This is a genomic window from Nitrosovibrio sp. Nv6, assembly GCF_900110495.1.
Classification (GTDB): domain Bacteria; phylum Pseudomonadota; class Gammaproteobacteria; order Burkholderiales; family Nitrosomonadaceae; genus Nitrosospira.
Genome location: NZ_FODX01000001.1, coordinates 1,141,250 through 1,166,368, shown reverse-complemented (window position 1 = coordinate 1,166,368; position 25,119 = coordinate 1,141,250). Strand labels below are relative to the sequence as shown.

The following is a 25,119-nucleotide window of genomic DNA, read 5'->3' as shown; positions in this document are numbered from 1 at the left end:
ATAATTGAACATAACTGTCCTAGAGTAAAAACTAGCAGTTTAAATGTCACGTTATTTCCGGCTAGTGGATTTTTTCAGACCAAGGATGTAATCAGACCGGTTTCTACCTGCATCATGAGGTTAAAGGCATTTGAACTTTTTTAAGGAGTTTCAATGCAGGAGTGAAAGGAGATACCGAAATGAGAGGTGACTATAGACAAGGGTTTGCAGATCAAACAAAAGAAATAATCGTTCCTTCGCTAGCGGTAGAGGGTGTTATTCCCGACTGGCTATCCGGCACTCTTGTGCGTAACGGTCCTGCCCGCTTCCGCCTGGAAGACAAGACACTTAACCACTGGTTCGACGGCCTGGCGATGCTGCATAGGTTCGACATTGCCAACGGCCATGTCAGCTACGCGAATAAATTTCTCGACACTCCCGCTCTTCGAGCGGCTAAAGACGGAAAAATGAAATATGCAGAATTTGCCACTGATCCCTGCCGCACTTTGTTTAAGCGCATTACCCAAGTCTTTAAAGGTTCCACATCTGGCGCCAACGCTAATGTATCAATCGGCAGGATTGCCGAAGAGTTTGTAGCTCAAACCGAAACTCCCCTGCCTGTTGCATTCGATAAAGACACCCTGAAGACTATCGGTATTGCCAGCTATAGCGACAAGCTAAAGGGCGAATTGACAACCGCTCACCCGCATTACGATCAAGACAGTCGCGAAGCGTTTAATTATCTGCTCAGTTTTGGCCGTAAATCCACATACAACATCTACGCATTACCCAATGGCAGCAAAAAGCGCCAACTGATCGGCAGCTACAGCACAGACAGACCATCGTATATGCACAGCTTCGGGCTCAGTCAAAAATACGTGATTTTGATGGAATTCCCGTTAGTGGTGAATCCAATAAGCATGTTGGTGAGAGGTAAGCCATTTATCGCAAACTACACATGGGAGCCCCAGCGCGGGACGCGCTTCTCGCTTGTGGACCGCTACACGGGCGAAGTCAAATATGGGCACACTGACGAAGCCTGGTTCGGCTTTCACCACGTTAATGCAGTCGATCGTGACGGCAAAATAGACCTCGACATTATTGTGTATCCAAATGCCGATGTGGTGCAGTACTTCTACCTGAACTCATTGCTCAATAGGCCGAACCATGAGGCCTACCCCAAAAACGAATTACGGCGATTTGCTATCGACGTGTCCGCCGGCACCGTTAGCTCCCGCACACTGATTGACCGCTCAGCCGAACTGCCGCGCATTAATTATGGGCAGTACAACAGCAAAACTTACCAGTATGTTTACGCAAACGGCATCGCAAGACAGGGTGAATCCGCCTTCCTTGATACTGTCGTCAAGTTTGATTTGGCGGGCGACGTCAAGGAGTGGCGGCAGGACGGTCAATACCCTGGCGAGCCCGTATATGTGGGGCGGCCGGACGCCCAATCCGAGGACGATGGCATATTGCTGACGGTGGTTCTGGATGCTGCTGCGAACAACTCGTACCTGCTGCTACTCGATGCGCGTGACTTGTCGGAAATTGCCCGTGCAGGTGTTCCCCAGCACGTGCCATTTGGCTTCCACGGTGCGTTTATTCGTTCGTAACTTCGTGCCTTTGTAACGTTGGGCAATACAATGAAAAAGGAATCTTATACTCCAGGTTATACGACGATTTCAACCGACTTCGTGGTGATTCTAGTTCCAACCCCAATCACAATCCCAATAATAGCGAGATGGTTTCGGCAGAAAAATTGACACGCAGCCAATCTGCTGAGGAATTTGTGATGCCCAAAGCTGCACCTCAGCCGCACTTCAGGCGGTCGCGTGATATTGACATTATCGACACGTAAGAATTCACCTTAAATGAGTAGTATCAAAACGGAGGTACATGGTTAAGCATGTGATTGGTCCATTCTCTGGCACCTTCTTCCCATGTCGTTGACATAGCAAAAATGTCATAGTCGTATTCCCAAGCCAAGCCCTATTGGACTTACTGCATTCCTTCCCCATACTCAGATAGCTGCATTCATGTCTTTCGCAGACGCGAAATAGTCGGGTAAGCGAGGAGCAAAGGGTGTTCGCTCCGAATTTATCGTTGGTAACCGGCGAATTCACTTTCCCACCGGTGATCTCAGCCTGGGAGTTTGACGCCAAGAACGTCTGCGTGCTCAATTTGTGGGGGCTCGGACAATAGATCGGCTGCGTTTGCCATCAATGCCTCGGCAATCGGACCGGAGAGATGCGCTGATCGCCCTGTCTCATCGGCGAAGGCGTCAAAAATGCCGAAAGTCGACGGCCCCAGGCGCAGCGCAAACCAGACCGGAGTAGTGGTTTCCTGATTTGCCAGTGCAAGCCCCTGTTCAAGGAAATTGGCTACATCGGCTTCTCTTCCTGGCTTGGCCTGTAATCGTACAAATAGAGCAACTTTTACCATTTTGATTTTCCTTTCTGAAGTTGAACAACGGGAGGGAAGACTTTAGCTGGCATATCAACACTTGCCAAGTGGCAAGATCGACAAATTTGATATAATTCTCGCCATGCGTATTCACATTCTTGCCCTTAACGAGGTTTTTGACACTGGGCTATCCACTCTTCTCGATACCTTGGCGGTCGCGAACGACCTTACAAATTCTGCCGGCGCGGCTTCGACGCGTTTCGACGTGACTGTGATTAGTGTTCGCCGCCGCGTACGCACCAGCCAGGGATTTTCCGTGCCCGTGATGGCAGCGACAAGATGTGAACCTCCAGATGTGGTATTGGTCCCGGCACTTGGGGCAAAAATGCCGGAAACGCTGCGGAAGGCGCTTGAGCGGCCCGACGTGGCGGACGCCGGCGCGGTTTTGCGGAACTGGTCTGACAACGGTGTTCTGGTAGGGGCCGCATGCACCGGGACGTTTGTTGTCGCCGACGCCTTGCTGCTTGATGGGCAAAGCGCCACTACCTCGTGGTGGCTTGCGCCTATGTTCCGGGAGCGTTATCCCCATGTGAGACTGGAAGAGTCTCGCATGGTGGTAAGCTCATCCGGTTTTGTCACCGCCGGGGCAGCGCTGGCACATATTGATCTTGCGCTATGGCTGATAAGGCGCAGCAGTCCGACGCTCGCGGAATTGACCGCTCGATTTCTGTTGATCGAACCGCGGTCGTCGCAGGCGGTTTTTGCGATTCCTGATCACCTTGCACATACGGACCCGCTGGTCGAGCGATTCGAGCGCTGGGCACGACGCAGACTGGGTGAAGGCTTTTCGCTCAGCGAAGCAGCCAGCGCCGTGGGGACGAGCGAGCGAACGCTTTCCCGGCGTCTTAGAGCGGTACTGGGCAAGTCTCCACTTTCATATTTTCAGGATCTTCGTGTTGAGCGGGCGGTTCATCTCTTGAGGACCAGTAGCGACGGCATGGATGTTATTGCCGCTCAGGTCGGTTATGCGGATGGCACCACGCTGCGCGCGCTTCTTCGCCGCAAGATCGGCCGGACAGTGAGTGAACTCCGAACCCCATACGGATAAAATCAGGAAAGGCTCAGGCTACCATCGGTTGTGTTCAGTTTGTCCCGGCCATGGACGACCCGGTACAGGACCGGTAATACCAGCAGGGTCAGCGCGGTGGACGAGAGAATGCCTCCAATGACTACCGTTGCCAGCGGCCGTTGCACTTCAGCGCCGATGCTCGTGGCCAGGGCCATGGGAACAAACCCCAGGGCCGCCACCAGTGCCGTCATCAATACCGGGCGCAATCTGACGAGCGTTCCATTTTTAATGGCGTCATCCAGGGGTTGGCCCTGTGCCCGTAAATCCCGGATAAACGACAGCATGACCAGACCGTTCAGCACTGCTACGCCGGATAGCGCGATGAATCCGACGCCGGCGGAAATGGACAATGGGATATCGCGCAACCACAATGCCAATACCCCGCCGCTGAGAGCAAATGGAACTCCGGTAAACATCAGCAACCCATCGCGGAAATTTCCAAACATGGCATAAAGCAGCATCAGGATCAGTCCCAGCGCCAGGGGAATGGCTATTCGTAGCCGTTCGGCAGCGGAAATCATCTGTTCGAATTGGCCGCCCCATGCCAGCCAATATCCTGGCGGAACCTGCACTTTTTCTCCGACGAGCTTTTCCGCTTCCTCAACGAAGGAGCCCAGGTCGCGGCCACGCACATTTGCCGTAACGACTGCTCTGCGCTTGCCATTTTCGCGGCTCACCTGATTGGGTTCCTGGACAACCTCGAGGCTGGCCACCTCGTCCAGTCTAACGTAAGCTTGCGAGCCGGCTAAAGACGTATTTTGGACATTTGCTGCGCTGCCCGCGCCTGGAGCGGGCAGGCCGATCGGCAAACGCTTGAGTGCCTCGATATCGCTGCGTTGTTGCTCCGGGAGCCGGACCTGCAACTCGAAGCGGCGGTCCCCCTCGAAAATAGTGCCGGCATTCTGTCCGCCGACCGCAACGGCTACCGCATCCTGTACGTCGGCTACATTCAAACCGTAGCGCGCCAGTTTTGCACGGTCAGATTGAACCGTAAGCACTGGCAAGCCGGTAAGTTGCTCGATTTTCACGTCAGCCGCCCCGGGAACCGTTTTCAGGAGCTTCTCTATCTGCCCTGCTACGGCAAATAGCATGTCCATATCATCACCGAACACTTTTACCGCGACATCGGCGCGCACGCCCGACAGCAATTCGTTAAAACGCATCTGTATGGGCTGGGTGAACTCGTAGTTGTTGCCTGGCACTTTCAGGACCGCTTGTTCCAGGGCGGTAACCAGTTCCGCCTTTGTCCGATACTGTTCACGCCATTCCGATTCTGGTCTCAGAATGATAAAAGTATCTGCGACACTCGGCGGCATGGGGTCGGTCGCAATCTCGGCGGTTCCTATCTTGGCGAAAACCCGCTCCACTTCGGGAAACGTCTTGATTGTTTTCTCCAGTTCATCTTGCATTTCGATAGCCGTCGTCAGGCTTGTGCCGGGAATACGGATCGCATGGAGTGCGATATCTCCCTCGTTGAGGCTGGGCACGAATTCGCTACCCATTCTTGTCGTCAGCAGGCCGGATAGCGTCACGATCACCACGGCTATCGTCACCGTCAAGCCCTTGTTGCGCATTGCCGCATCTAAAGCCGGCGCATAAACTTTTTTCGCCCATACGACCGCAGGGCTCTCCTTTTCCGCCACCTTGCCGGAGAGAAAGAGCGCGATCGCGGCCGGCACGAATGTTACGGAAAGAATCATCGCACCCAGCAGGGCTGTTACCACTGTGATGGCCATCGGATGAAACATTTTTCCTTCCACTCCCGACAGCGTGAAGATGGGAAAGTAAACGATCATGATAATAAGCTCGCCATAGATGAGCACGCGCCGTGCTTCCCTGGTGGCGTCAAATACCGCGGCCATGCGCTCGGTGGCCGTGAGCTCCCGCCCGAGCCGTATCTGTTCATGAGCCAGGCGGCGCATACTGTTTTCGACGATGACGATGGCGCCGTCCACGATGAGGCCGAAATCAAGCGCGCCCAGACTCATCAGATTGGCGCTGACGTCGCTTGCCACCATGCCACTGAAGGTGAACAGCATAGAAAGCGGGATGACGAGCGAAGCAATGATCGCCGCCCGCAGATTACCCAGAAACAGGAACAGCACGACGATTACCAATACGGCGCCTTCAAGCAGATTGGTCGCGACGGTTCGGATGGTTTTATCCACCAGGATAGTGCGGTCATAGACAGGAGTAGCGACTACGCCTTTGGGCAGAGTCCGGTTGATATGCGCCAGTTTTGCCGCCGTTGCCTGAGCAACGGCACGGCTATTTTCGCCGATCAGCATATGCGCCGTGCCGAGAACCACCTCTCTCCCGTTCTGGGTGGCGGCGCCGGTGCGCAATTCCTTGCCTATCAGTATGTCTGCGACATCCCGGATGCGTATGGGTATTCCCTGCCGGGAACCGAGGGTGATGTTGCCGATCTCGTCCAGATCAGTTACCTGCCCAGGCAAGCGAACCAGATACTGTTCGCCGCTTTTTTCAATATAACCGGCGCCAACGTTGAGGTTGTTGCGTTCCAGAGCAGTGACCACATCCTGCAGGGTTAATCCCAGGGAGATCAGTTTTTCGGGGTAGGGGGCAACGTGAAACTGCTTGACATAACCGCCAATGGAATTGACTTCCGTGACGCCCGGCACCAGGCGTAGTTGAGGCCGAATGATCCAGTCCTGGATTTCACGCAGATCGGTCGGGGTGTATGCCGAGCCATCCGGTCTGGTCGCTCCCTTTTCGGCGTCGACGGACCACATGAAGATCTCGCCCAGTCCTGTCGAGATAGGGCCCATTGTTGGCTCGACGCCGGCGGGTAGCCGGTCTTTTGCTTCCTCAATTCGTTGACCCACTAACTGCCGAGCAAGATAGATATCGGTCCCGTCCTTGAAAATAACGGTGACCTGCGACAATTCGTAGCGTGAGAGCGAACGCGTATACTCGAGATTGGGGAGTCCGCCCATGATAATCTCGATCGGAAAGGTTACGCGCTGCTCCGCCTCGACAGGAGAGTAGCCTGGTGCGTGCGTGTTGATTTGTACCTGCACATTGGTAATATCCGGCACCGCATCAATCGATAGTTTCTGATAGCTGTAGAACCCAAGCATGGCCATTCCTGTTACCGCCATGAGGACCAGGCCGCGCTGCTGGATCGATATTCGTAAAATATGTTCAATCATGATATGGGTTCATGCGGGTCTTTTCGCGCATGGAAAGGTGAGATTCTCGGGTAGTGATTGATCAGTGGTCATGAGTTGCGCCTGATTTGCCCAGCTCCGCCTTGATGGCAAAACTGTTGCCCCCCGCGTATTGTTCTCCTGACCGAAGTCCCTCCAGCACCTCTACCATTTTGTCGTCGCTGCGGCCCAGTTCCAACGGACGCGCTTCGAAGTATTGCCCGTAGCGGCCGAACACCGCTGTCCAGTCATTGACTGTTTGAATAGCGGTCGTCGATACCGCGACGGGAACCTGGATTTCTTCGGTCACCAGTTCCGCGGTTACGAACATGCCGGGACGCCATCTCCCGTCCTTGTTCTCAAGTTCGATTCGCGCGGTGGCGCTGCGGGTTTGTCCCCCAACGAGGGCGGTTATGTAGGTGACAGCTCCTTTTCCCTCGATATCGGATGCAGCCGCCTTGACGATTGCCTTCTGACCGACCTTGACCGTGCCCAGATCTTTCGGGTAAACCGTTATTGCCGTCCACACTGTCGATACGTCGGCAATAGTGAAAATACGCTCGTCTTCCTTGAGCGTTTGACCCAGCGCTATGGATTTCTCGATGATGAGCCCCGAAATTGGCGCTCGGATTTCATAGCGCGCCAGGTTGTTTCCGTGGGAGCCCGGTTCGGGCTGTACCCCCAGCGCACGCAGCTTTACCGAAGCCAGATCCAGCGCGATCTCGGCTTCGCTCCACAACGTCTGTGCGACGAGATAATCCTGTTTTGCGGAAATCTTTTCTTCCCAGAGCCGCTTTTCTCGCTCATAGGTACTTCGTGCCAGTGCCAATCGCTTCCGGGCTACCCGATATTGGCTGCGCAGTTCAGCCAGCATCTGGCTCTCGATTACCGCAAGAACCTCTCCCCTCTTTACCTGCTGGCCATGATGACGTTCCACCGACGTGACGATTCCCGGCAAACGGGGCACTACCTGCACGATGGTGTGTTCGTTGAAGATGATCTCGCCGGGCAGCTTGAGCGTGGGCTTGATGATTGCGGGTCCGGCGGTAAGTATTTCGACGCCGATGCTTTTCAGCATTTCGTCGGGCATTTTCACCCTGGCTTCGACCTGGCTATATTTCCAGTGAAATGTTTTGTCCTTCCGCTCGGCGGCAATTGAAACATCGAACGAATGAGGTTCCTCCACTATCTGATCAGCCACCAGGTAATCGGCCTGAGGCTTGAACTTGTAAACCTGGGCAGGTGCGCCAAGCCGTGACAGCGTAAGGGTGACCTTGGCGGCGGAAGGTGGAAGCGGTTTGCCATTTTCATAAAGATAAAGCCTGAATCGTGGCGGAACACCCTTTTCGAAAATGGTTACTTCCAGTCCAAAGCCATCGGTTGAGAACAGCTTGCCGCCTTTGGGTCCCTCGCGATATTGAGACCCGGTTTCGCCACCCGGCGATCCGCGCGTACCCACAGGCTCCTGGACGCCAGTTGCATCAGCTTCGGCATCGGCGGCGGATTCTGTTGAGGTAGGTTGTGCCGATTTATCCAATGTGAGAATCAAACCGCCCAGTGCAATTCCTGAGGCGATCACGGCAATGATTGGAACGAGTCGTTTTTTGTTCTCCACCGTCTACTCCTTATATTGCAGATCGGGGGGGCCATCGTCCGACGCACTGGCAATGTCGTCAATCGGCGCCGCGGTAAGGCGCTCGATCTCATTGACCAGGCGGTGGTGGTTCGCGAGCGCGCGCACATACATGACCCGGTTCTGGAATAGAGTGCGCTGCGCATCGAGCACCTCGAGAAAGCCGAATTTGCCGAGTTCGTAGCCCTTATTGGTAACTTCGAAAGCGCTTTTTGCAGCGGGCAATATCTCGCTGCGCAATATCGTGATCTCGTTCTGCACCGCCGATAACGTCTCGTAAGCCTGCACTAGCTCGGTTTTGAGGCGCAAGTCGGTGGCAGCCTGTTCATCAAGTGCCTTATTCACGCGCTGATGGGCTTCCCGCACATTTCCCTGATTCCGGTCGAAAAACTGCAGTGGCATGGAGAGTCCGACAATGCCCGTTGTTCCGCCCGATTCCCAGTGTTTGATCATGCCGCCCCCGATGGTGATGTTTGGCACGCGGCGTGTCTGCTCCACTTCCAGCAGCGCCTTGCGATGTTCTATCCCTTTCCTGGCACGGTCCGCCATCGGGCTTGCCAGAACACCTTCCGTGAGTGCCTCGAAGTTTGGCAAAGCGGTGAGAGACTCCAGATTTCCAAGGACCTTTACGAAATGAGGCGAAGTGTCGCCCCAGAGCAGCGCCAGCCGCTTGCGGGCAGCCGTCAGTTCCCGCTGTGCCTGTCCCTGAGCAATCTGTGTGGTGGAAAAAGCAACTCCCGCTTTGGTCTCCTCGATGGGAGGTACTTTTCCCGCCTGAACACGTTTCTTTACGGTATCCACCACGCTCTGCGCCAGTTGCAGACTCTCTTCGGCTAACCGTAACTGCTCCTGACCGGCCAGCACTTCCATGAATGTGTTTGCTACACGGGCGATGAGTTCCAGCCGTTTAGTTTCAAAATCCTTGCCCGCCAATTCCTGGCCAAGCGATGCCGCATTAACCCGGGCTGAGCGTTTTCCGCCAAGTTCGATGAGTTGGCTGATGCGGAAAATCAAATCCTGCTGCTCGACGTTTTCCTTGATGCTCGTGCCTATCGGTGCGCCACCCCTCTGACTGATCCCCATATTTCCGACATTGTCGACATTTACCGACAAGTCCGGATTGCGCAGCAGACCGGCTTGCAACGTTGCGCCTTCCAGAGCGCGTATTTCCTTGTCGAAAGCCGCCAGTTCAGGATTGTGCTGTAGCGCGAGGCGTACCGCGTTTTTCATGGTCAGGTCGCCCCTTGCTTCAAGCGGAGACCCCATAGAGAAGCTCATGTCTCTGTCTTCTCTGTCCGGGATGGCACCCGCAAAGCTGTTTTCGGCGATTGCTGAAGAGGGCCAACTCAGCGCAAGAACAAGCCATCCGCATGGCGCCAGATATCCTGGCGCCATGAACAACCGATCAAAGTTCATTCAAATCCTCCGCAAGTGTTGTGTGAGACACTCAGTTGCGCACTTAATTACGCTCAGTTACACGCAGATTATGCCAATGGCGTCATAATGAGAACGTCCTGCCGTCTGTCAAAATGGACGGGAACGTGCTTGATCCGGCTTCATAGACACACACGTCTGAACTGCACCGGTAACAACGTCAAAGGTGACCGACAATCTAGCTTGAGAAAATGCTTCGGGGAGGATGCAGAGGTGAATCCGGAATGGACTCGGGAATGACGACAGAAACAAATACCGCCAGAACTTCCATACCGATGGAAGCAGGTACGATCAGGGGGGGCGTGAAGAAAAAGGGCTGGTATTGTCCGGCTGCGTGCAGGCACATATGGGTCGCAGCGTCCAGATGACCGTCGTCGTTTAATACCGCATGCTGATGAGCCTCAAGGTGAGCCGCCGGATCGAGAGAGAGAACATGATGTTCATGATCGAGCTCGTGAGCAAATACTTCGCCATTAAACGCCCAGCCAAAAGCATTCGTCATCATACAGACGAACAGTACAAGCATGACGGAATAGGTATGGCAACGCTTGTTCATGGCGTTCAGATTGTATCCCCCCAGCAAGAGTAATGCCAATTTTTGTGTTTCAATGTGTCTCCCCAAGTGGAGGCAGCGAGCTTCAGCTAACCGGATAGATTTACGCGCTTCGCCAAACACGGCCGTAATTGGACGGCACAGTCAACCAACGCTCCTGCCTTTCCTCGACCGCAAAATTATCCTGTCCGTGAAGTTGCTCGATGTAGTTGCCTGCGCGCGTGAATACGAACGGCACCCTCTGCTCGATACCAGTGAAATTCACAGCGATCAGGCTCACCGCAGCGGCATCTTCACGCTGGAAAAGCAAAATCCCACGCGATAGATAGCGGTCGTAATCATTATGGAAATAATGATCGCCCCGGCGCAGTTCGGTGCAATTCTTGCGCAGGCTTACCAAACTGCGGGTCAGTTTGACCAGGTTTTTACCGGCCTCATCGTAGAAGTAATCCCAGCGCAAGGGCCGCAATAACAATACCCGACCAAGGCCGCTATCCGGGACGAAATAATTCTCCCCGAATTCCTGGCCCTGCCACAACATAGGGATGCCTTTTGCGGCTAGCAACGCAATCAGGTAAGGCTGGAGCCGATACCAGTTCGCCCGGTTTCCTTCCGCAAATAACGGATTCCAGTCGCGATGATGGAGACCAAATTCACATAGAAAACGGCTGTGGTCATGGTTCTCGATATATTGCAGGGGAGCCTTGACCAAGGTTTCTCCATTCTGCGTTGCCTGTTCGATATAGCCCAGCGCGCCAAGCCGATGGCCGAGATTCTCTATCGCACCCGCCGCGCCGCGAGCACAGGCTGTTGCCGCGCTAAAAGTCGCATTTTGCCATGTCGTATTGCTATAGCTCTGCTCAAGAATCTGTTCCGGCGCTTCCAACTGCTCGGCGATCTGGATCAGCCGCGGGCCTTCCGGTGCGTCGAACCGGGTAAGACCGTCAAGCGAATCTCTTACGTATTCGTAAGTATGGAAAACCAGGTTGGCGTAACCTATGCCCAGTGCGCCATCCCAATAGTTCGGCACGCAGTCGTAGCGGAAGCCGTCGACGTGATAGGTATCCAGCCAGTGCCGGTTGACACTATAGAAAAAATCGCGGGTCAGGTCACGGTTAAAATCAGTGCTGACACCAAAATAGTCCTTGGTAAACGAGCCCATGAAAGGATTTTCATGGTATTGGAGGCGCCGGTAGAGGTCGGCGTAAGGAAAGTCTTCTCCGGTATGTCCGTAAACCACATCAACAACTACCGCCAGCCCACGCCGATGCGCCTCGTCGACGAAGCGCTGAAAATCGTCCCTTCGCCCGAAACGTTCATCGACTCCAAAGTAACCCAGCGGCAGATAGCCCCAATCGACCTCCAACGAAACATTGCTGACGGGCATTACCGATAACGCGTTCACACCAAGGTCGGCGAGATAGGCCAGTCGGTCGATGGCCTCTTCCAAACTGCCGCCAAATTCGGCGAGGTTCAATTCATACAGAATCAGGTCGTGCAGCGCGGGTGTTTTCCAGCTTTCCTCTTCAGTGCTCCAGACATAAGGAATATAGCCGAGTGTGAACGCGGACAGCTTACCGGCAGCGTATTCGCGCGCAAAAGGATCGACAATCCAATCCAGTATGCCAACGTTCGGATTATGCAGTTCGAAGCGGTAGACGTGCCGGCTGGGTGAACCAAAATGCGAACCCGATTGAGAATCGTGAACGGTGTTGAAATCCACCTTTACCGACCATATATCGCCATAATCGGCATTGATACCGTGCTGCAACTCGAAAGATAGCGGCTGAATTGCCTGGATGAACTGATCGCGCTCGTGAATGATCTTTACAAACAGTCGATTGCCCAGCGTAGCCGAAACCCACGGCAGCAATATTCCGAAATCCACCATGCCGGGCGCGGACTCGTGGGGACCAAGTTGATCAAGTGGAAGATTCTTCATGACTTCCTCGCCTGTCGCAATTCATTGGATCAGCAGTCAATTACGAGCGTTCAACACGATTTTCACCACCTTTCGGTCCCCAGAATACCACCCAGGTCCCAAAATCGCTGGAAAAATTCTCGAACCGGTGTTCAACGTTAGCTCCAACAAAAAGGCAGTCACCCGCCTTGAACGAGTGTCGATTGCCGCTGATGACAAGCTCGCCCGTTCCCCGATGGATGAAATAAACCTCATCCTGTTCATGGGGAGTTTGCGGATCGTGGCCGATGGGGGCGTAATATTCGACCGACATGGTGCCGTGAGCAAGAGCCACCGCAAAACGCTCCCCCATCGGCCATTCGACGGTAACAGGACCGGGGATGCGGGAAAATACTTCTTCAAAGGTCGCTTTAACTTTCAATGGGAACTCCTTACTGGACAGATTTTGCAGTGTAGTACGGTTAGTCGTTAGTAACAGGCTCATTCGCTGGGCCATTCGGTATTTCCTGAAATGTGCCTGAAAGAGAAGCAAGGAATTGGCTATGAGTGGTCAGTAACCTGTACAGCGGGAATGCGAGCGCACCAAAGATCATTCCCAGAAGCAGACCGGCGAACGGCGCTAAAAGGAGCGCGAAAATTGCCGTGTTGATACCGCTACTCTGAAAAGTGAAAAATGCATTGAAAGGAGAAAAAAGCGTATTAGCGCAAGCGAACGCCAGAGAATTGAATTTTATGAATGAAGTGAAGTCAAGTTGTACGAGGTATCTGCTCATTTAATCCTCTGTAACTGATTGTGCCCGCCAAGAATAGCCACGAGCTCGACTGCATGAAGTTTGCATCCTCGGTAATTTGAATGTGGGCGACGTTATGAGGCTGCGGCGGTGGCTGCGCTTCTGCGTTGGCAAAATGCAATGCATCAAATTCGAATATGGTACTCCATGCTCTGCCTCATTCATTATAGTGGTTGCTTGTCATACGTGCCGAAGGTAACCTGTTTGATCAGGGAAAATCCGATCAAGTTGACGCTCGGCCAACCGATGCTAGACTGAAGATGTGAAAACGTAAATTTTCGTCGTTCATCCCGACTTTGCAGTTAACTGCTGCAACACCAACGGGCCGCTTGCCACAGGAGTGGGCCCATCCGGCATCCGACTATGCAACTTCCTGAAGAACCGCTAACGCCAAGGGAGTCGTTATGGAACAGTCTAATGTAACCAGTCTCGAATTACCCCAGGATGTGATCGCGCTGGTGCCCATGCGCAACATTGTATTGTTTCCACACGTATTGACGGCTATTACAGTTGGCCGTGCCAGATCGATCTCCTCAGTGGAACATGCCCTGCACACTAAAGGCCCGCTCGGTATCGTTCTGCAAAAGGACCCGGCTGTCGATGAGCCGGGAATCGATGCGTTGTTCAACATGGGTACCATAGTCAATATCGTCCGGCATATTACTTCGACGGACGGGCTGCGTCATGCTGTGTGCCAGGGTTTGGAGCGGTTCTGCATTGAAGAACTGGTCGAGGGTTATCCATTTTTAGCTGCCCGGATACGGCGTATCGGCGAACCAGCCGAGGTATCCACGGAGGCCGAGGCGCTTGCGATGCAACTACGCGAGCGCACCATCGAAATCCTGTCGCTGTTGCCAGGCGTGCCGGCGGAGCTGGCTCACGCGCTCCAGGCCACACGGGCGCCATCGCATCTGGCCGATATTGCGGCTAGCCTGCTCGATACGGAAGTGGCCGAGAAGCAGCTGCTGCTGGAAACTGTCAGTACCGAGGAACGGTTGCGAAAGGTGCTGCAGATACTGTCGCGCCGCATTGAGGTGCTCAGGCTCTCTCAGGAGATCGGCGAACGCACCAAGGAACACCTGGAGGATCGGGAACGGCAATTTCTGTTGCGTGAGCAACTGAAAACGATCCAGAAGGAGCTTGGCGAAACCGAAGGCGAGGATCAGGAGATTGCAGAGCTGGACGAGGCCATCGCAAAGGCTGGCATGCCCGATGAAATCGAGGTGCAGGCACGAAAAGAATTGCAGCGGCTGAAGCGCATGCCTTCAGCCTCAAGCGAATATTCAATGCTCCATACTTATCTTGAATGGATGACCGAGCTGCCCTGGCGGCTTCCGGAGGATGCGCCGATCAATCTGAACGCCGCACGCGAGATTCTCGAAGCGGATCATTTCGGGCTTGAGCGCGTCAAGCAGCGCATTGTCGAATTTCTGGCAGTGCAAAAGTTGAAGCCGCAGGGGCGCGCGCCGATTCTATGTTTTGTCGGTCCGCCAGGGGTGGGCAAGACCTCGCTCGGTCAGAGCATTGCCCGCGCATTGCAACGGCCATTCGTGCGCGTGTCTTTGGGCGGCGTGCACGACGAAGCTGAAATGCGCGGACACCGCCGCACTTATATCGGCGCGATGCCGGGCACTATTGTCCAAAGCTTGCGCAAGGCCAACGCGCGCAACTGCGTGATGATGCTTGACGAGGTCGATAAAATGTCGGCAAGCCTTCACGGGGATCCTTCGGCGGCGTTGCTTGAAGTGCTCGACCCGGAACAGAATTCGACGTTTCGGGATAATTACCTCGGTGTACCGTTTGATTTGAGTCGCGTTGTTTTCATCGCCACGGCAAATGTGATTGATAATGTGCCGCCCCCGGTGCGCGACCGCATGGAAATCATAGACCTTCCAGGCTATACCAGGGAGGAAAAGCTCCAGATCGGTCTGCGATACCTGGTGGCCCGTCAACGCGAGGCTAATGGTCTGAGCGAAGAGCAATACGAAATAACGGTCGAAGCACTGGACAGCATTATTGCGAACTACACCCGTGAGGCGGGGGTGCGCCAATTCGAACGCGAGATCGGGCGTGTAATGCGCCACGCAGCCATGCGCATTGCCGATCACACTGATGGTGAGCAGTTCAAGGTGCGTATCGACATCGGCGATTTAGACGCTATCCTGGGTCCTGCAAAATTCGAGTATGAGATCGGGCTGCGCGCGAGCCTGCCGGGTGTAGCTACCGGCCTTGCATGGACGCCAGTAGGCGGCGATATTCTTTTCATCGAAGCGACGCGAGTGAGCGGGCGGGGACAGTTGATTCTGACCGGGCAGCTTGGCGGCGTAATGAAAGAGAGCGCTCAGGCGGCGCTGACCCTCGTGAAGGCGAGCGCGGGCGATTTACAAATCCCGGCATCGATGTTTGAGGGCATCGACTTGCATGTGCACGTGCCGGCAGGCGCTATTCCCAAAGATGGTCCAAGCGCGGGCGTTGCCATGTTCGTAGCGCTCGCTTCGCTTTTTACTGACCGGCCGGTGAATCATGACGTAGCGATGACAGGCGAGATCAGTCTGCGCGGATTGGTGCTGCCAGTGGGGGGCATCAAGGAGAAAGTGCTTGCCGCACAGCGTGCCGGTCTACGGGCGGTACTGCTGCCGGCGCGTAACGAGAAAGATCTGAGGGATGTCCCCGAAGCGGCGCGCTCCACACTACAATTCGTTTTTCTTGAAACGGTGAACGATGCCATCCAGGCATCGCTAGGGCAGCGTGGTGGCAACCGCGTGGGGTCCGAGTTCAAGCTTGTCTGAGCCTGAGCGGCAGTTAGCCATTTCAGGCCATTTCAAGCCCAACGTCGAAAGTCGTCGCATACCCCTCGCCCGTCTCGACGAGTTTAAGCATCAACTGGTCCCCACCCTGACGGAATATGCTGTCATCTTCATTTCTCGCTCTGGTCCGGTAAGCTTCCCTTCTCGCATACGCCGGCTGCTGTGCATATACTGAATCCGTAATCGAGTCATTGAAGTAGAGTTGCGACGTAAACTCATGGGCCTGCATATATTTCGGATTGGTGCGGATCTTGAAATGGATATGAACCGTTCTGCCAGGATACCAGCCAGGATAAATAGTGATAAATCGCACACTGCCGTTTTTGTCGGTTACCTGATACCCGCGCAGAAATTTTTTCCCGACCGTATTGAAATTGTCATCCATGACATCAGAATAAATCCCCTGCGCGTCACAATGCCAGACATCCACAACAGCGCCTGTGATCGGCTTGCAGTCGGCTCCCTTATTGGCACCCACTGCGGCACCAGTCGCAGCTCCAACCGCGAAAACGCGAATTTCGAGTGCAAGCGGCAGGCCTTCTTTTATTGAGCCATCAGAAGGATCGGTCCGGATGTCTGAACGATGCAGGCGCTCATCAACAAAATAAGGGCCTTCGGTCTGCTCGGGAGTGACCACACACGAGAGCGTCCTTCGAAGTCGTTCCTCACCGTTGGCGCCGGTGGATGAATATCCTCCAAGCATATTGATTCCCGTTGCTCCGAGCAGCGCGAGCACTTTCCGTCGATTCATAAACGATTGCTGGAAATTCTGACTGCTCATGCTGTCTCCCTTAAATCCAGTGTTCCGGGGCGCGATGCCAACCTCACCTGCTTTGAGGGCTTCGAGACTTTCGAAGTTCCTGAAACTGGAAATATTGGGTAGGCATGCGCTTGCTAAATATTGGTGGTGCCGGGTAGATCAAGCGAAAGCTTGCTCAACAAATTGTTTTTCACCGACGGCCACTCATGCTGAAGTATCGAGTAGATAACCGTATCGCGAACTGAGCCGTCACGCATTATTTGATGGCTGCGTAAAATTCCATCCTGTTTGGCACCCAGCCGTTCAATTGCAGTTCGGGACGCCTGATTAAAATAATGTGTTCTGAATTCGACGGCAATAGCTTCTTTTTGCTCGAAGACATGTTGAAGCAACAACAGCTTGCTCTCGGTATTCACGCCTGTTTTACAGGCTGATTTCGCATACCAGGTGTAACCGAGCATTGGCCGTTTGTTTATTTCGTCCACATTATAGAAACGTGTGGCGCCCACGATTTTATTCGTTTCGTTGAGCCTGACAGCAAACGCGATATTCCCTTTTTCGGCACCTTCAATGGCATTCCTTACATAGCTTTCCATTTGCTCGGGCGAGGGCACATTTGCATACCAGAGCTTCCAGTACTCGCCATCCGTTACCGCGGCGCGTAAAGGCTCTATATGATTAATATCCAGTGGGTCAAGAGTGACGATCCGTCCCCTCAATACTATGCGTTCAAGCCAGCTCATTTTTTCTTGCCTTCACACCGCCTGCTATTCATTCGGAGCAAAGATACGATGGTTCCGTCTTCAGGCTTGAACCGGAATCAAGCCCCAACAGCAACGGGCGCGCTTTGTCTGCCTTTGCCTTTCCACAGTTACCACCCGCCGAATGTGGCAGAGCCTTAAAACATCGGTTTCTTTGCGGCCGAGTTATAGCGGCTCACCCCACTCGTAATTTCCGCTTCAGCTTCCGTGACTCCGGCCCAGCCATCCAACTTAACCCACTTGCCTGGTTCCAGATCTTTGTAGTGCTCGAAAAAATGCGCGATCTGTGAACGCGCCAGTTCCGAGAGATCGGCATGGGATTTAACGTCGCGGTAGAAGCCGCATAGCTTGTCGATAGGCACGGCAAGAACTTTGGCATCTCCACCGGCCTCATCGATCATTCTCAGCATGCCCAGCGGCCTGCAACGCACTACTACGCCGGAAATGAGCGGAACTGGCGAAATCACCAGCACGTCCACGGGATCTCCATCTTCCGAAAGGGTATGGGGAATATAACCGTAGTTGCAAGGATAGTGCATTGACGTTGACATGAAACGGTCAACGAACATCGCGCCGGTCTCCTTGTCCACTTCGTACTTGATGGGGTCGGCATTCATGGGTATTTCTATGATGACGTTGAAATCGCTTGGCACGTCCCGGCCAGAACTTACGCGGTCAAGATTCATCGGCGTTCCTGTTGTTGGTTGCGTATAGTGGCTTATTATAACCGGGAGGCCGGGGACTGAACCATTTCACGCGGAATCCAGCATTGCATCGCGTAGCGAACTCACTATAACAGTATGAAGGCAGAGCGGCGCAAAAGTCTTCACAGCTCAAAGCGCCAAACTGAATAATAAGCGTCAATTGCCGGATTTGATTTTCAATATATGTCACCCATACGTATGCTGTTGAATTTAGGCATTATGGTTGCTATAGCCTATGTTATTTTTGCCGCGGTTATATTTTTTGTACAGCCGCGTCTTGTCTATTATCCGGAATATGGGCGGAGCATCACCCAGACGCCAGATGATCTGGGGCTTGCCTACGAGACTGTGGAGCTTGCTACCGACGACGGCGAAATCCTGCATGGCTGGTTTGTTCCCGCACCCGACGCGGCCGGAACAGTGCTGTTTTTTCACGGCAATGCCGGAAATATTTCGCACCGCATGGGTTATCTGTTGATGTTTTACCGCCTTGGCTACAATACATTTATTATCGATTATCGCGGCTATGGGCAAAGTAGCGGAGCACCTTCGGAGTCGGGCACATATAAGGATGCACAGTCTGCATGGCAGTACCTCACCGAAAAAAAGGATATAGCACCCTCCAATGTTGTGTTATTTGGCGAGTCCCTGGGCGCGGCGGTGGCAGCATGGCTTGCAGCGCGCGAAAAGCCGGCCTTGCTGGTGCTGGCTTCTGCGTTCACCTCCGTACCCGATATGGGAGCGAAGCTTTATCCTTTCCTGCCAATACGGCTACTGTCCCGTTTCGAATACAACACCCTGGAGTATTTGCGGAGTGTTAATTGCCCGGTGTTCATTGCGCATAGTCCACAGGATGAAATTGTGCCATTTGAGCAAGGCCGGGCACTATATGAAGCAGCGCCCGATCCAAAGCAATTTCTGGAATTGCAGGGGGGGCACAACAACGGTTTCATTTACATGCAGGAAGACTGGCAGGAAGCGTTGGGAGAATTCATTCGAGAGAATTCAGGCACCTCGCCATAATTTATAATTTGATGTCTCACGGCGGCAATGCACATTTGATGCCATTCTCTACGCTCTTCATGAAGGCGTTGGCTGCATGGCCCGTGATGTCAATCCTCTGCGTCCGATTTTCAGGGGTCAGGCCGAACCCGCCCCGTTCCCTATCTGTTCCGTTGCGGGTGCATTGCAACCTGAGCAGATATGCCAGCCCCGTGCAGATGCACTGATGGTAGCGTTTGGCGCGCTTATCGCCTGAGGTGTGTGTGACCGCGTAGGCATCGTTGAGCCCCTCCAAGGCGCAGGCCACCTCCACCGATACCTGCTGAGTCGCATTGCCCTCGACGTTTTCGTAGAAGCCTTGCTCAATGATCTGGTCGTGCATGCGGCAGACGTAGTCCGCGACTTCCTGCTTGATTCCAGCGCTCTGAGTGCATTCGAACAAGAGGCGGCAGGCCTGGGATTGCCAGTTGGCGAAGAAGACAAGCACGTCCTCCGCTACACGAGCGCGCCGGAAGTACTGCACATCATAATGGGAGAAGCCGCGTTCCGCGCTATGCAGGTACCGGGTGTTCTGTAACTGCCGGTAGGTTTCCAGAAGAGCGAGCATGGCCTCGCCGGCGTACAGTTCCTCTCCGTGGTCCGGCAGGTCGTGGAAGTACACCTTGTAGGAGCCGTCTGGCCTCTGCTGCTGGAGTATCCCCTCGGCGAGGGCAGCGATCTGCCGGGTCCTGCGGGGCGGCGAGGCGTGCAGCAGGGCCAGGATCATAAAGGCGCTGTGGGCGATGGACGAAGGCTCCTCCAGGCGGCGGGGGTCGAGGATCAGGGACCCGTCGCGTTCCACGAGGTAATTGCCGTAGTGCCGCAACGACTTCTTGACCAGTGGTCGAAGCTCATGCCTTTTCAGGAAATCGCTGAGCATTTGCACGTCCCACACGGAGGCGATATCCCGGATGGGCGATTTCTCGCGGATGAATTGGTCGTCCTGGGGAATGTAGAGGTACTCGAGCATCTTGGTATCTGGATTGACCATGCCCTTGTACCATCGGTAGACGAGCTCCAAACGCTGCGCCAGCAACTCTGCTGTTTCCATGGTTTGTCTCTCCGGCCATCTAACCCATATTAGTTATCTGGCCGTAGGAATAAGCGAATCAACTTAGAGCCAATTCTGCCGGGGAGGGGAGTTTAAGTCTTCGTTCGACTGGAACATCACTCCATGCCTCGAACTCCTGAACCCAAAGGCTTGCCACTTCCCAAGCGGTCCGAGCGTATGATTTGCCACTAGGGGAATCGGGATCACATGGCGAAATCAGGTCAAGACCTAAAATTTGATGTTTCATATCCGCTTTCGCATGAACCGCCCAGTAGCCTTTGGGAGTCAAACCCAATTCGTCCAATTTCGGGTTCACAGCCTCGTAGAAATCACATGCCATTCCCTCGATCATCAAATTAAGCGTGACAATCTGATGGGGTATCGGCTCGCGAATAGCCGAGCGAAGAAAATACGAGCCTAACGCCAGAGTTTCGAAAGTCGGTGGAACCGACAACGGTTCGTCGTCAGCGGCCAGAAATCCGAACTCACGCATCCATTCGGTTAAGTCTGCGGGATGCGTCACTTCTTCCGCGGCATGTTCGCCGAAAGCATCACGAAAACGCGGGTCTCGGCAACCGCCGTAGCGCAACGCCACTGCCGCAGTAAAGTCGGAGGACAAATAATACAACTGCCGAATCCATTGGAAGTCTTCAGCGGAAGACGCCGAAGCCACTTTTTTAAAGAAAGCACTTTGTCTGACCAGGCTTCGATACTCCTCCTGGAGATTCTTGAGCCATTGTGTAACGGGTACTGTACTGGTTGTCATAGCAATTCTCCGGAAATCTGTATCGATAAGATCCTTGCCCCTCAAAGTGGGGATACCTCAAGCAAACGACTGGGCTTCATACTTCCGGAACGGGTACTTTAAACTTTGTGCCCTCGCCACCCCCCACGAATCAAATGCCAGCCTGAAAAAGCTTGCCGCCGTCCAAAGTGCCCGAGCGTATGACTTGCCGCAAGGCGAATCCATATCGCATTGGGGAATCAGGCCAAGGCCTAAAATTTCATGTCTCATATCGGCTTTTGCATGAGTAGCCCAGTAACCCTTGGGAGACAATCCAAGTTCCGTCAATTTTGGGCTTATCGCTGAGTAAAAATCGCAGGCGGCTCCCTCTGCCAGCAAGTTAAGCGTAAGAATCTGATGAGGGATTGGCTCGCGCGTAACCACGCGGATGAGATAGGAGCCTAACGCCAGAGTTTCGACTGTCGGCAGCACCGAAGCCGGTTCTTCGCCAGCCGCCAGAAACCCGAACTCGCGCATCCATTCGGCAAGGTCGGCAGGATGTGTCGTTTCTTCAGCCGCGTGTTCGCCAAAAGCATCGCGAAAACGCGGATCTTGGCAGCTACCGTAGCGTAATGCGACTGCGGCGGTAAAGTCGCAGGACAAATAATACAATTGCCGAATCCATTGTAAATCCGCCGCCGAGGAAGCCGCGGCTATTGCCGTGTACAGCGAGCTCTCTCTGATAAAGCTCCTATACTCCTCCTGGAGATCCTTAAGCCATTGGCCGGTAGGTGTTATGCTCATTGTCATAGCTATTCTCCTTCGCACAAATTCAATAGCATAGCTTCTCAATCAGAGTTGAATTTGGCTAGTTTCAGCGCCAATAATGACTCGAACTTTTCATGCAACATTCTGGTGCAAAAACTTTTTATACGTTTTCGTATGGTTGGAATTCTGAGTCAACGCTATTACCTGATTACCTGATCAAATGTGCTGCCGATTTACGCGCAGGATTAAATAGGCATTAAGTTTTTTATAGAAATCCGAAAAGAAAAAGGCAACTTTGTCTAGTAGCGGCGCCCATGTGAGCTTTGCTTTGCATAGCGGGTTGGCTCGGCGCAGAGTGTCGCGCTCGCCGAACTCGGTGTGACAGGACGCAGGTATGGGGATGTTAAACGAAAGGGTGCCATGTTAAATTTGCGTTTTGCGATTTATAAAAGTTAAGGTCAGGCCACAACGATGACAACAAGGCTCCATGCCATTCGTGGTGACATTACAAAGCTGGAAACTGATGCAATTGTGAATGCGGCCAATTCGTCATTGCTGGGTGGCGGTGGCGTTGATGGCGCTATCCATCGGGCTGCGGGCCCGGAGTTGTTGCAGGAATGCAGGTTGCTTGGGGGTTGTAAAACTGGAGATGCAAAGCTCACAAAAGGCTACCGTTTAAAGGCAAAGCACGTCATTCATACCGTTGGTCCAATCTGGCATGGAGGAAAAAGCAATGAACCAGAACAGCTTGCTTCCTGTTATCGGCGGAGCCTGGAAATTGCTGTTGCCAGTGGCTTGAGTTCAGTTGCGTTTCCGTGTATCAGCACCGGTGCTTATGGTTACCCGGCTAAATCTGCTGCGGAAATAGCGGTCAAAACGGTGCGGAAGTTTGTTGAAACTGAGACTTCGCTCAAAGAAGTGTTGTTTTGCTGTTTCTCTGAGCAAGACCTTCAGTTATATCAACAGGCATTGAATGAGTGGACGGCTTAATAATTCGTTCAGGGCCGATGGAGTCCGACCAGCGCGACGCATACACCATCGCCGCGAGACTGCGTGAAGCCGACTGGGAAGGGGAGCTATATGGATGGCTTAATCCGGCTGCTTCAGTGCGTTAGCACGAATGGATAGCGTGCCCTAAAGGCGCGATCAAACAGGGCGACGCCGCATTCAGTGCCTACTGTTTCTGCTGCAATGACATAGTCGGCAGTTGCGAACGATACCTGCAGCCGCTTGCCCGCTGCTTCTGCCAGAGCCTTCATGTGCTCGCCCACCTGGCGCTCCACCTCTTGGCTCATTACTTGGCCGTGCAGTCCGCGCCGCTCCAGCCGCACGTGAAAACTGCCCTCCGACATGCGCTCTACGAAAGGCGCTATCCCCTGTTTGAGCTGTTCTGTCAGGGTTTCGGGAGTGAAGGAAAAGGTTTGCTCGACTGGAATGGCACGCCCCATATCGGTAAACCAGGGCTTTTCGTTTTCGCGCGCTTCCCGCAGCGTCTCCAGGAATTGGGCCACATTCTCGACATGCCCTAAGCACACGTTTTTAAATTCGGTGCGCTCAAAATGACCAAGGCGACGTAATTGTCCCAACAGCCGGGATTGGCGACCTGGTCCTGTCGCCACGGTAACGATTACGTTCCAGTTTCTCATCTTTCCTCCTGTTCGTAAGCTGGTGATGGATAGATGGAGCACTTTTCACTATATTACTCATTTGAGTGAGGCCCATTGTATTTTCTGCTGCCTAGCTTGAGCCCCTTCAAAGGAGGCGTGGCTGGAGCCGCTGGCGGAGTAGTGGCAGGTTTGGCTTGTTTGGCTTGGAGCGGAGCGTAACTCCAACAAAGAACTGGATAATTCCTCTTATCTGGCTGGTCGAAGAGCGGTATGGCTTGGTCGCGCGCGATTTGCTGCGACGCTTGCCCATTGCGTGTTATCTCATCATGAAAAAAGTAAATTTCGCATGTTAGGTTACGCTTCGCTAACCTGACCTACAATTACTGATCTGCCAACGCCGTCCTCCGCAGTGCATAGGGAGCACAAATGCTGTCCGTCTGCCGAAAGGCGCCATCGTGGTGTTCCGCCTGCCAGAGACTGTCACCCGCTTCATCCGGGAAGAGGTCGGGCTACTCGCTTCGGAACGGGACTAGCACATCTTTCCGCGCGGATAACGATCAAGAAATATTGCAAGGCAAAGCCTTATGTAAAGCTAAATAATAGCCTCTTTTATCGGGAATACATGTCTGTTCAAAGCGGAAGCAGTATCACCTCCATCTCGGTCTCGGCCTTGGAGAGCCATGTGCGCGAACTGGCGGAAGAGATCGGTGAGCGCCACGTCTGGCTCCCCCAATCCCTTGCGACGGCGCGGGATTATATCGTGGGCCAGTGGCAGGCTGAAGGGCATACCGTAGAGACACAGGCATATGAGGCCCTGGATGTTCTCTGTGCCAACCTGAGCATCGACCTTCCGGGCACCCGCTGGCCGAGACAGGTCGTTCTGGTGGGAGCCCATTACGACACAGTGCGTCAGTCCCCTGGCGCCGACGACAACGCCAGCGGGGTGGCCGCCTTGCTGGAACTAGGTCGTTGCTTGTCCAACTGGCGGCCCGGTCGGAACATCCGCCTTGTGGCCTTCGTGAATGAGGAGGCGCCCTTCTTCTTCTGGGAAAAAATGGGCAGCGCGATCTATGCACGTGCGGCAAAGCGGCGGGGGGAGGACATCCGCGCCATGTTCTCCCTCGAGATGCTGGGTTGCTATAGGGACGAATCCGGAAGCCAGCAATATCCGCCCTTCCTCGGCCGTGGTCGCCCCGATCGGGGTAACTTCATCGCCTTCGTGGCCAACCTGCGCTCGCGCCCGCTGCTTAAGCGAGCCCTGGCCGCATTCAAGGAGTGTACTGATTTCCCGGTGGAGGGAACGGCAACCTTTGGCTGGCTGCCCGGCGTGAACTGGAGCGATCATCTTAATTTCTGGCGGGAGGGGTATCCGGCGCTCATGGTCACGGATACTGCTTTCTTCCGTTATCCTTACTACCATGCGCCTCAGGACACGCCAGAGAAGCTGGATTACCGCCGCATGGCGACGGTGGTGGAGGGGTTAGCGGGGATGCTGATCAAGCTGGCCGACGACGAGAGTCTGTAATGTACAGCATCCATATGATGATATCCGTCATCCTCGCAGCTTGTCGGACTCATCCCGACGCGAGGGGTCGAATTTGGGATGTAGCGCAAGGGCGGATTGGCGAAATCGAACACACCTCTTTTTAGGTGCTATGTATACTGGATAGAATGGCACTGTTCAGGTTACCGCTATCGACATTCATCTTGCTCGCGGCACCGGCGAGGCTTACCATGGCGATCTCAGTTTCGTTGCACGACCGAGTTAAAAATCTGCTTGCGCAATTGCGCTGGAAATCAATGGCCAGCGTGAAAGGAATCGCTGGTGTCACATCGGCCTCGCATAACCGCTTGCGTTGTGACCCCGGCGTTTTTTATTT

The 25,119-nt window shown here is 53.9% G+C and carries 21 protein-coding genes; 7 read left to right on the top strand and 14 right to left on the bottom strand.

Annotated features, from left to right (window positions below):
- Positions 1 to 179 precede the first annotated feature (179 nt).
- Entirely contained in the window at positions 180 to 1,595 is a 1,416-nt protein-coding gene (locus BMX66_RS05670) for a carotenoid oxygenase family protein (RefSeq protein WP_090879159.1), read from the top strand.
- Between the two features lie 526 nt (positions 1,596 to 2,121).
- On the opposite strand, the gene BMX66_RS05665 is transcribed toward BMX66_RS05670, so the two are convergent.
- Complete coding sequence (locus BMX66_RS05665) at positions 2,122 to 2,424, bottom strand: putative quinol monooxygenase (protein ID WP_090879157.1); 303 nt, start codon at positions 2,422 to 2,424, stop codon at positions 2,122 to 2,124.
- 103 nt (positions 2,425 to 2,527) lie between these two features.
- Between BMX66_RS05665 and BMX66_RS05660 the strand changes: the two genes are divergently transcribed.
- Positions 2,528 to 3,493, top strand: coding sequence for a GlxA family transcriptional regulator (locus BMX66_RS05660; protein ID WP_090879932.1), 966 nt, complete (start codon positions 2,528 to 2,530; stop codon positions 3,491 to 3,493).
- 2 nt (positions 3,494 to 3,495) lie between these two features.
- On the opposite strand, the gene BMX66_RS05655 is transcribed toward BMX66_RS05660, so the two are convergent.
- The 6 genes from BMX66_RS05655 to BMX66_RS05630 all read right to left on the bottom strand — a co-directional run bounded on the left by BMX66_RS05655 (position 3,496) and on the right by BMX66_RS05630 (position 12,646).
- Entirely contained in the window at positions 3,496 to 6,687 is a 3,192-nt protein-coding gene (locus BMX66_RS05655; protein WP_090879155.1) for an efflux RND transporter permease subunit, read from the bottom strand.
- A 61-nt stretch (positions 6,688 to 6,748) separates the two neighbouring features.
- Positions 6,749 to 8,299: an efflux RND transporter periplasmic adaptor subunit gene (locus BMX66_RS05650; protein WP_090879153.1), complete on the bottom strand. Its 1,551-nt coding sequence runs from the start codon at positions 8,297 to 8,299 to the stop codon at positions 6,749 to 6,751.
- Positions 8,300 to 8,302: 3 nt separating this feature from the next.
- Positions 8,303 to 9,733, bottom strand: coding sequence for a TolC family protein (locus BMX66_RS05645; RefSeq protein ID WP_090879151.1), 1,431 nt, complete (start codon positions 9,731 to 9,733; stop codon positions 8,303 to 8,305).
- Positions 9,734 to 9,929: 196 nt separating this feature from the next.
- Positions 9,930 to 10,346 (bottom strand): hypothetical protein, encoded by a 417-nt coding sequence (locus BMX66_RS05640; RefSeq protein WP_255398821.1) that lies wholly within the window; start codon positions 10,344 to 10,346, stop codon positions 9,930 to 9,932.
- 61 nt (positions 10,347 to 10,407) lie between these two features.
- Entirely contained in the window at positions 10,408 to 12,246 is a 1,839-nt protein-coding gene (locus BMX66_RS05635) for an alpha-amylase family glycosyl hydrolase (protein WP_090879149.1), read from the bottom strand.
- A gap of 40 nt (positions 12,247 to 12,286) precedes the next feature.
- The gene (locus BMX66_RS05630) at positions 12,287 to 12,646 is read right to left on the bottom strand and encodes a cupin domain-containing protein (RefSeq protein WP_090879147.1); all 360 of its coding nucleotides are present in this window, start codon (positions 12,644 to 12,646) and stop codon (positions 12,287 to 12,289) included.
- A 774-nt stretch (positions 12,647 to 13,420) separates the two neighbouring features.
- Here BMX66_RS05630 and lon point away from each other — a divergent pair.
- Positions 13,421 to 15,805 carry an endopeptidase La gene (lon, locus tag BMX66_RS05620; RefSeq protein WP_090879143.1) on the top strand — a complete coding sequence of 795 codons (2,385 nt, stop codon included), beginning with the start codon at positions 13,421 to 13,423 and terminating at the stop codon, positions 15,803 to 15,805.
- Between the two features lie 22 nt (positions 15,806 to 15,827).
- Here lon and BMX66_RS05615 read toward each other — a convergent pair whose 3' ends face one another.
- The 3 genes from BMX66_RS05615 to ppa all read right to left on the bottom strand — a co-directional run bounded on the left by BMX66_RS05615 (position 15,828) and on the right by ppa (position 18,030).
- Positions 15,828 to 16,574 carry an intradiol ring-cleavage dioxygenase gene (locus BMX66_RS05615; RefSeq protein WP_090879927.1) on the bottom strand — a complete coding sequence of 249 codons (747 nt, stop codon included), beginning with the start codon at positions 16,572 to 16,574 and terminating at the stop codon, positions 15,828 to 15,830.
- Positions 16,575 to 16,717: 143 nt separating this feature from the next.
- Entirely contained in the window at positions 16,718 to 17,326 is a 609-nt protein-coding gene (locus tag BMX66_RS05610) for a GNAT family N-acetyltransferase (protein WP_090879141.1), read from the bottom strand.
- Positions 17,327 to 17,481: 155 nt separating this feature from the next.
- Positions 17,482 to 18,030 carry an inorganic diphosphatase gene (gene ppa / locus BMX66_RS05605; protein ID WP_090879139.1) on the bottom strand — a complete coding sequence of 183 codons (549 nt, stop codon included), beginning with the start codon at positions 18,028 to 18,030 and terminating at the stop codon, positions 17,482 to 17,484.
- Positions 18,031 to 18,231: 201 nt separating this feature from the next.
- Here ppa and BMX66_RS05600 point away from each other — a divergent pair, with 201 nt between their 5' ends.
- Positions 18,232 to 19,071, top strand: coding sequence for an alpha/beta hydrolase (locus BMX66_RS05600; protein WP_255398820.1), 840 nt, complete (start codon positions 18,232 to 18,234; stop codon positions 19,069 to 19,071).
- A gap of 16 nt (positions 19,072 to 19,087) precedes the next feature.
- On the opposite strand, the gene BMX66_RS05595 is transcribed toward BMX66_RS05600, so the two are convergent.
- Genes BMX66_RS05595 through BMX66_RS05585 form a run of 3 tightly spaced genes read right to left on the bottom strand, consistent with a single transcriptional unit; the run spans position 19,088 to position 21,674 of the window.
- Positions 19,088 to 20,140, bottom strand: a complete 1,053-nt coding sequence (locus tag BMX66_RS05595; protein ID WP_090879136.1) for a hypothetical protein — start codon at positions 20,138 to 20,140, stop codon at positions 19,088 to 19,090.
- A 58-nt stretch (positions 20,141 to 20,198) separates the two neighbouring features.
- Positions 20,199 to 20,906: an iron-containing redox enzyme family protein gene (locus BMX66_RS05590; RefSeq protein WP_090879134.1), complete on the bottom strand. Its 708-nt coding sequence runs from the start codon at positions 20,904 to 20,906 to the stop codon at positions 20,199 to 20,201.
- A 57-nt stretch (positions 20,907 to 20,963) separates the two neighbouring features.
- A complete protein-coding gene (locus BMX66_RS05585) occupies positions 20,964 to 21,674 on the bottom strand; it encodes an iron-containing redox enzyme family protein (RefSeq protein ID WP_090879132.1) in 711 nt (236 codons plus the stop codon).
- A 429-nt stretch (positions 21,675 to 22,103) separates the two neighbouring features.
- Between BMX66_RS05585 and BMX66_RS05580 the strand changes: the two genes are divergently transcribed.
- Together BMX66_RS05580 and BMX66_RS15595 are read left to right on the top strand one after the other, a co-directional pair.
- Positions 22,104 to 22,622: an O-acetyl-ADP-ribose deacetylase gene (locus BMX66_RS05580; RefSeq protein ID WP_090879130.1), complete on the top strand. Its 519-nt coding sequence runs from the start codon at positions 22,104 to 22,106 to the stop codon at positions 22,620 to 22,622.
- On the top strand, positions 22,610 to 22,747 hold the full coding sequence (locus BMX66_RS15595; RefSeq protein ID WP_158593388.1) for a hypothetical protein: 138 nt from the start codon (positions 22,610 to 22,612) through the stop codon (positions 22,745 to 22,747). Before BMX66_RS05580 ends, BMX66_RS15595 begins: the two co-directional genes overlap by 13 nt.
- Here the strand turns inward: BMX66_RS15595 and BMX66_RS05575 are convergent.
- Positions 22,736 to 23,278, bottom strand: a complete 543-nt coding sequence (locus BMX66_RS05575) for a THUMP domain-containing protein (protein WP_090879128.1) — start codon at positions 23,276 to 23,278, stop codon at positions 22,736 to 22,738. The genes BMX66_RS15595 and BMX66_RS05575 overlap by 12 nt on opposite strands.
- A gap of 370 nt (positions 23,279 to 23,648) precedes the next feature.
- Here BMX66_RS05575 and BMX66_RS05570 point away from each other — a divergent pair, with 370 nt between their 5' ends.
- The gene (locus BMX66_RS05570) at positions 23,649 to 24,764 is read left to right on the top strand and encodes a M28 family peptidase (protein WP_199679274.1); all 1,116 of its coding nucleotides are present in this window, start codon (positions 23,649 to 23,651) and stop codon (positions 24,762 to 24,764) included.
- Positions 24,765 to 25,119: the final 355 nt, after the last annotated feature.

What these genes read in the sequence shown, in the direction of transcription:
- BMX66_RS05585 (WP_090879132.1), bottom strand. Translation starts at nt 21,674, where the DNA reads ATGACAATGAGCATAACACCTACCGGCCAATGGCTTAAGGATCTCCAG.
- ppa (WP_090879139.1), bottom strand. Translation starts at nt 18,030, where the DNA reads ATGAATCTTGACCGCGTAAGTTCTGGCCGGGACGTGCCAAGCGATTTC.
- BMX66_RS05660 (WP_090879932.1), top strand. Translation starts at nt 2,528, where the DNA reads ATGCGTATTCACATTCTTGCCCTTAACGAGGTTTTTGACACTGGGCTA.
- BMX66_RS05635 (WP_090879149.1), bottom strand. Translation starts at nt 12,246, where the DNA reads ATGAAGAATCTTCCACTTGATCAACTTGGTCCCCACGAGTCCGCGCCC.
- lon (WP_090879143.1), top strand. Translation starts at nt 13,421, where the DNA reads ATGGAACAGTCTAATGTAACCAGTCTCGAATTACCCCAGGATGTGATC.
- BMX66_RS05615 (WP_090879927.1), bottom strand. Translation starts at nt 16,574, where the DNA reads ATGAATCGACGGAAAGTGCTCGCGCTGCTCGGAGCAACGGGAATCAAT.
- BMX66_RS05595 (WP_090879136.1), bottom strand. Translation starts at nt 20,140, where the DNA reads ATGGAAACAGCAGAGTTGCTGGCGCAGCGTTTGGAGCTCGTCTACCGA.
- BMX66_RS05580 (WP_090879130.1), top strand. Translation starts at nt 22,104, where the DNA reads ATGACAACAAGGCTCCATGCCATTCGTGGTGACATTACAAAGCTGGAA.
- BMX66_RS05600 (WP_255398820.1), top strand. Translation starts at nt 18,232, where the DNA reads ATGTCACCCATACGTATGCTGTTGAATTTAGGCATTATGGTTGCTATA.
- BMX66_RS05665 (WP_090879157.1), bottom strand. Translation starts at nt 2,424, where the DNA reads ATGGTAAAAGTTGCTCTATTTGTACGATTACAGGCCAAGCCAGGAAGA.
- BMX66_RS05590 (WP_090879134.1), bottom strand. Translation starts at nt 20,906, where the DNA reads ATGACAACCAGTACAGTACCCGTTACACAATGGCTCAAGAATCTCCAG.
- BMX66_RS05655 (WP_090879155.1), bottom strand. Translation starts at nt 6,687, where the DNA reads ATGATTGAACATATTTTACGAATATCGATCCAGCAGCGCGGCCTGGTC.
- BMX66_RS05645 (WP_090879151.1), bottom strand. Translation starts at nt 9,733, where the DNA reads ATGAACTTTGATCGGTTGTTCATGGCGCCAGGATATCTGGCGCCATGC.
- BMX66_RS05610 (WP_090879141.1), bottom strand. Translation starts at nt 17,326, where the DNA reads ATGAGCTGGCTTGAACGCATAGTATTGAGGGGACGGATCGTCACTCTT.
- BMX66_RS05670 (WP_090879159.1), top strand. Translation starts at nt 180, where the DNA reads ATGAGAGGTGACTATAGACAAGGGTTTGCAGATCAAACAAAAGAAATA.
- BMX66_RS05575 (WP_090879128.1), bottom strand. Translation starts at nt 23,278, where the DNA reads ATGAGAAACTGGAACGTAATCGTTACCGTGGCGACAGGACCAGGTCGC.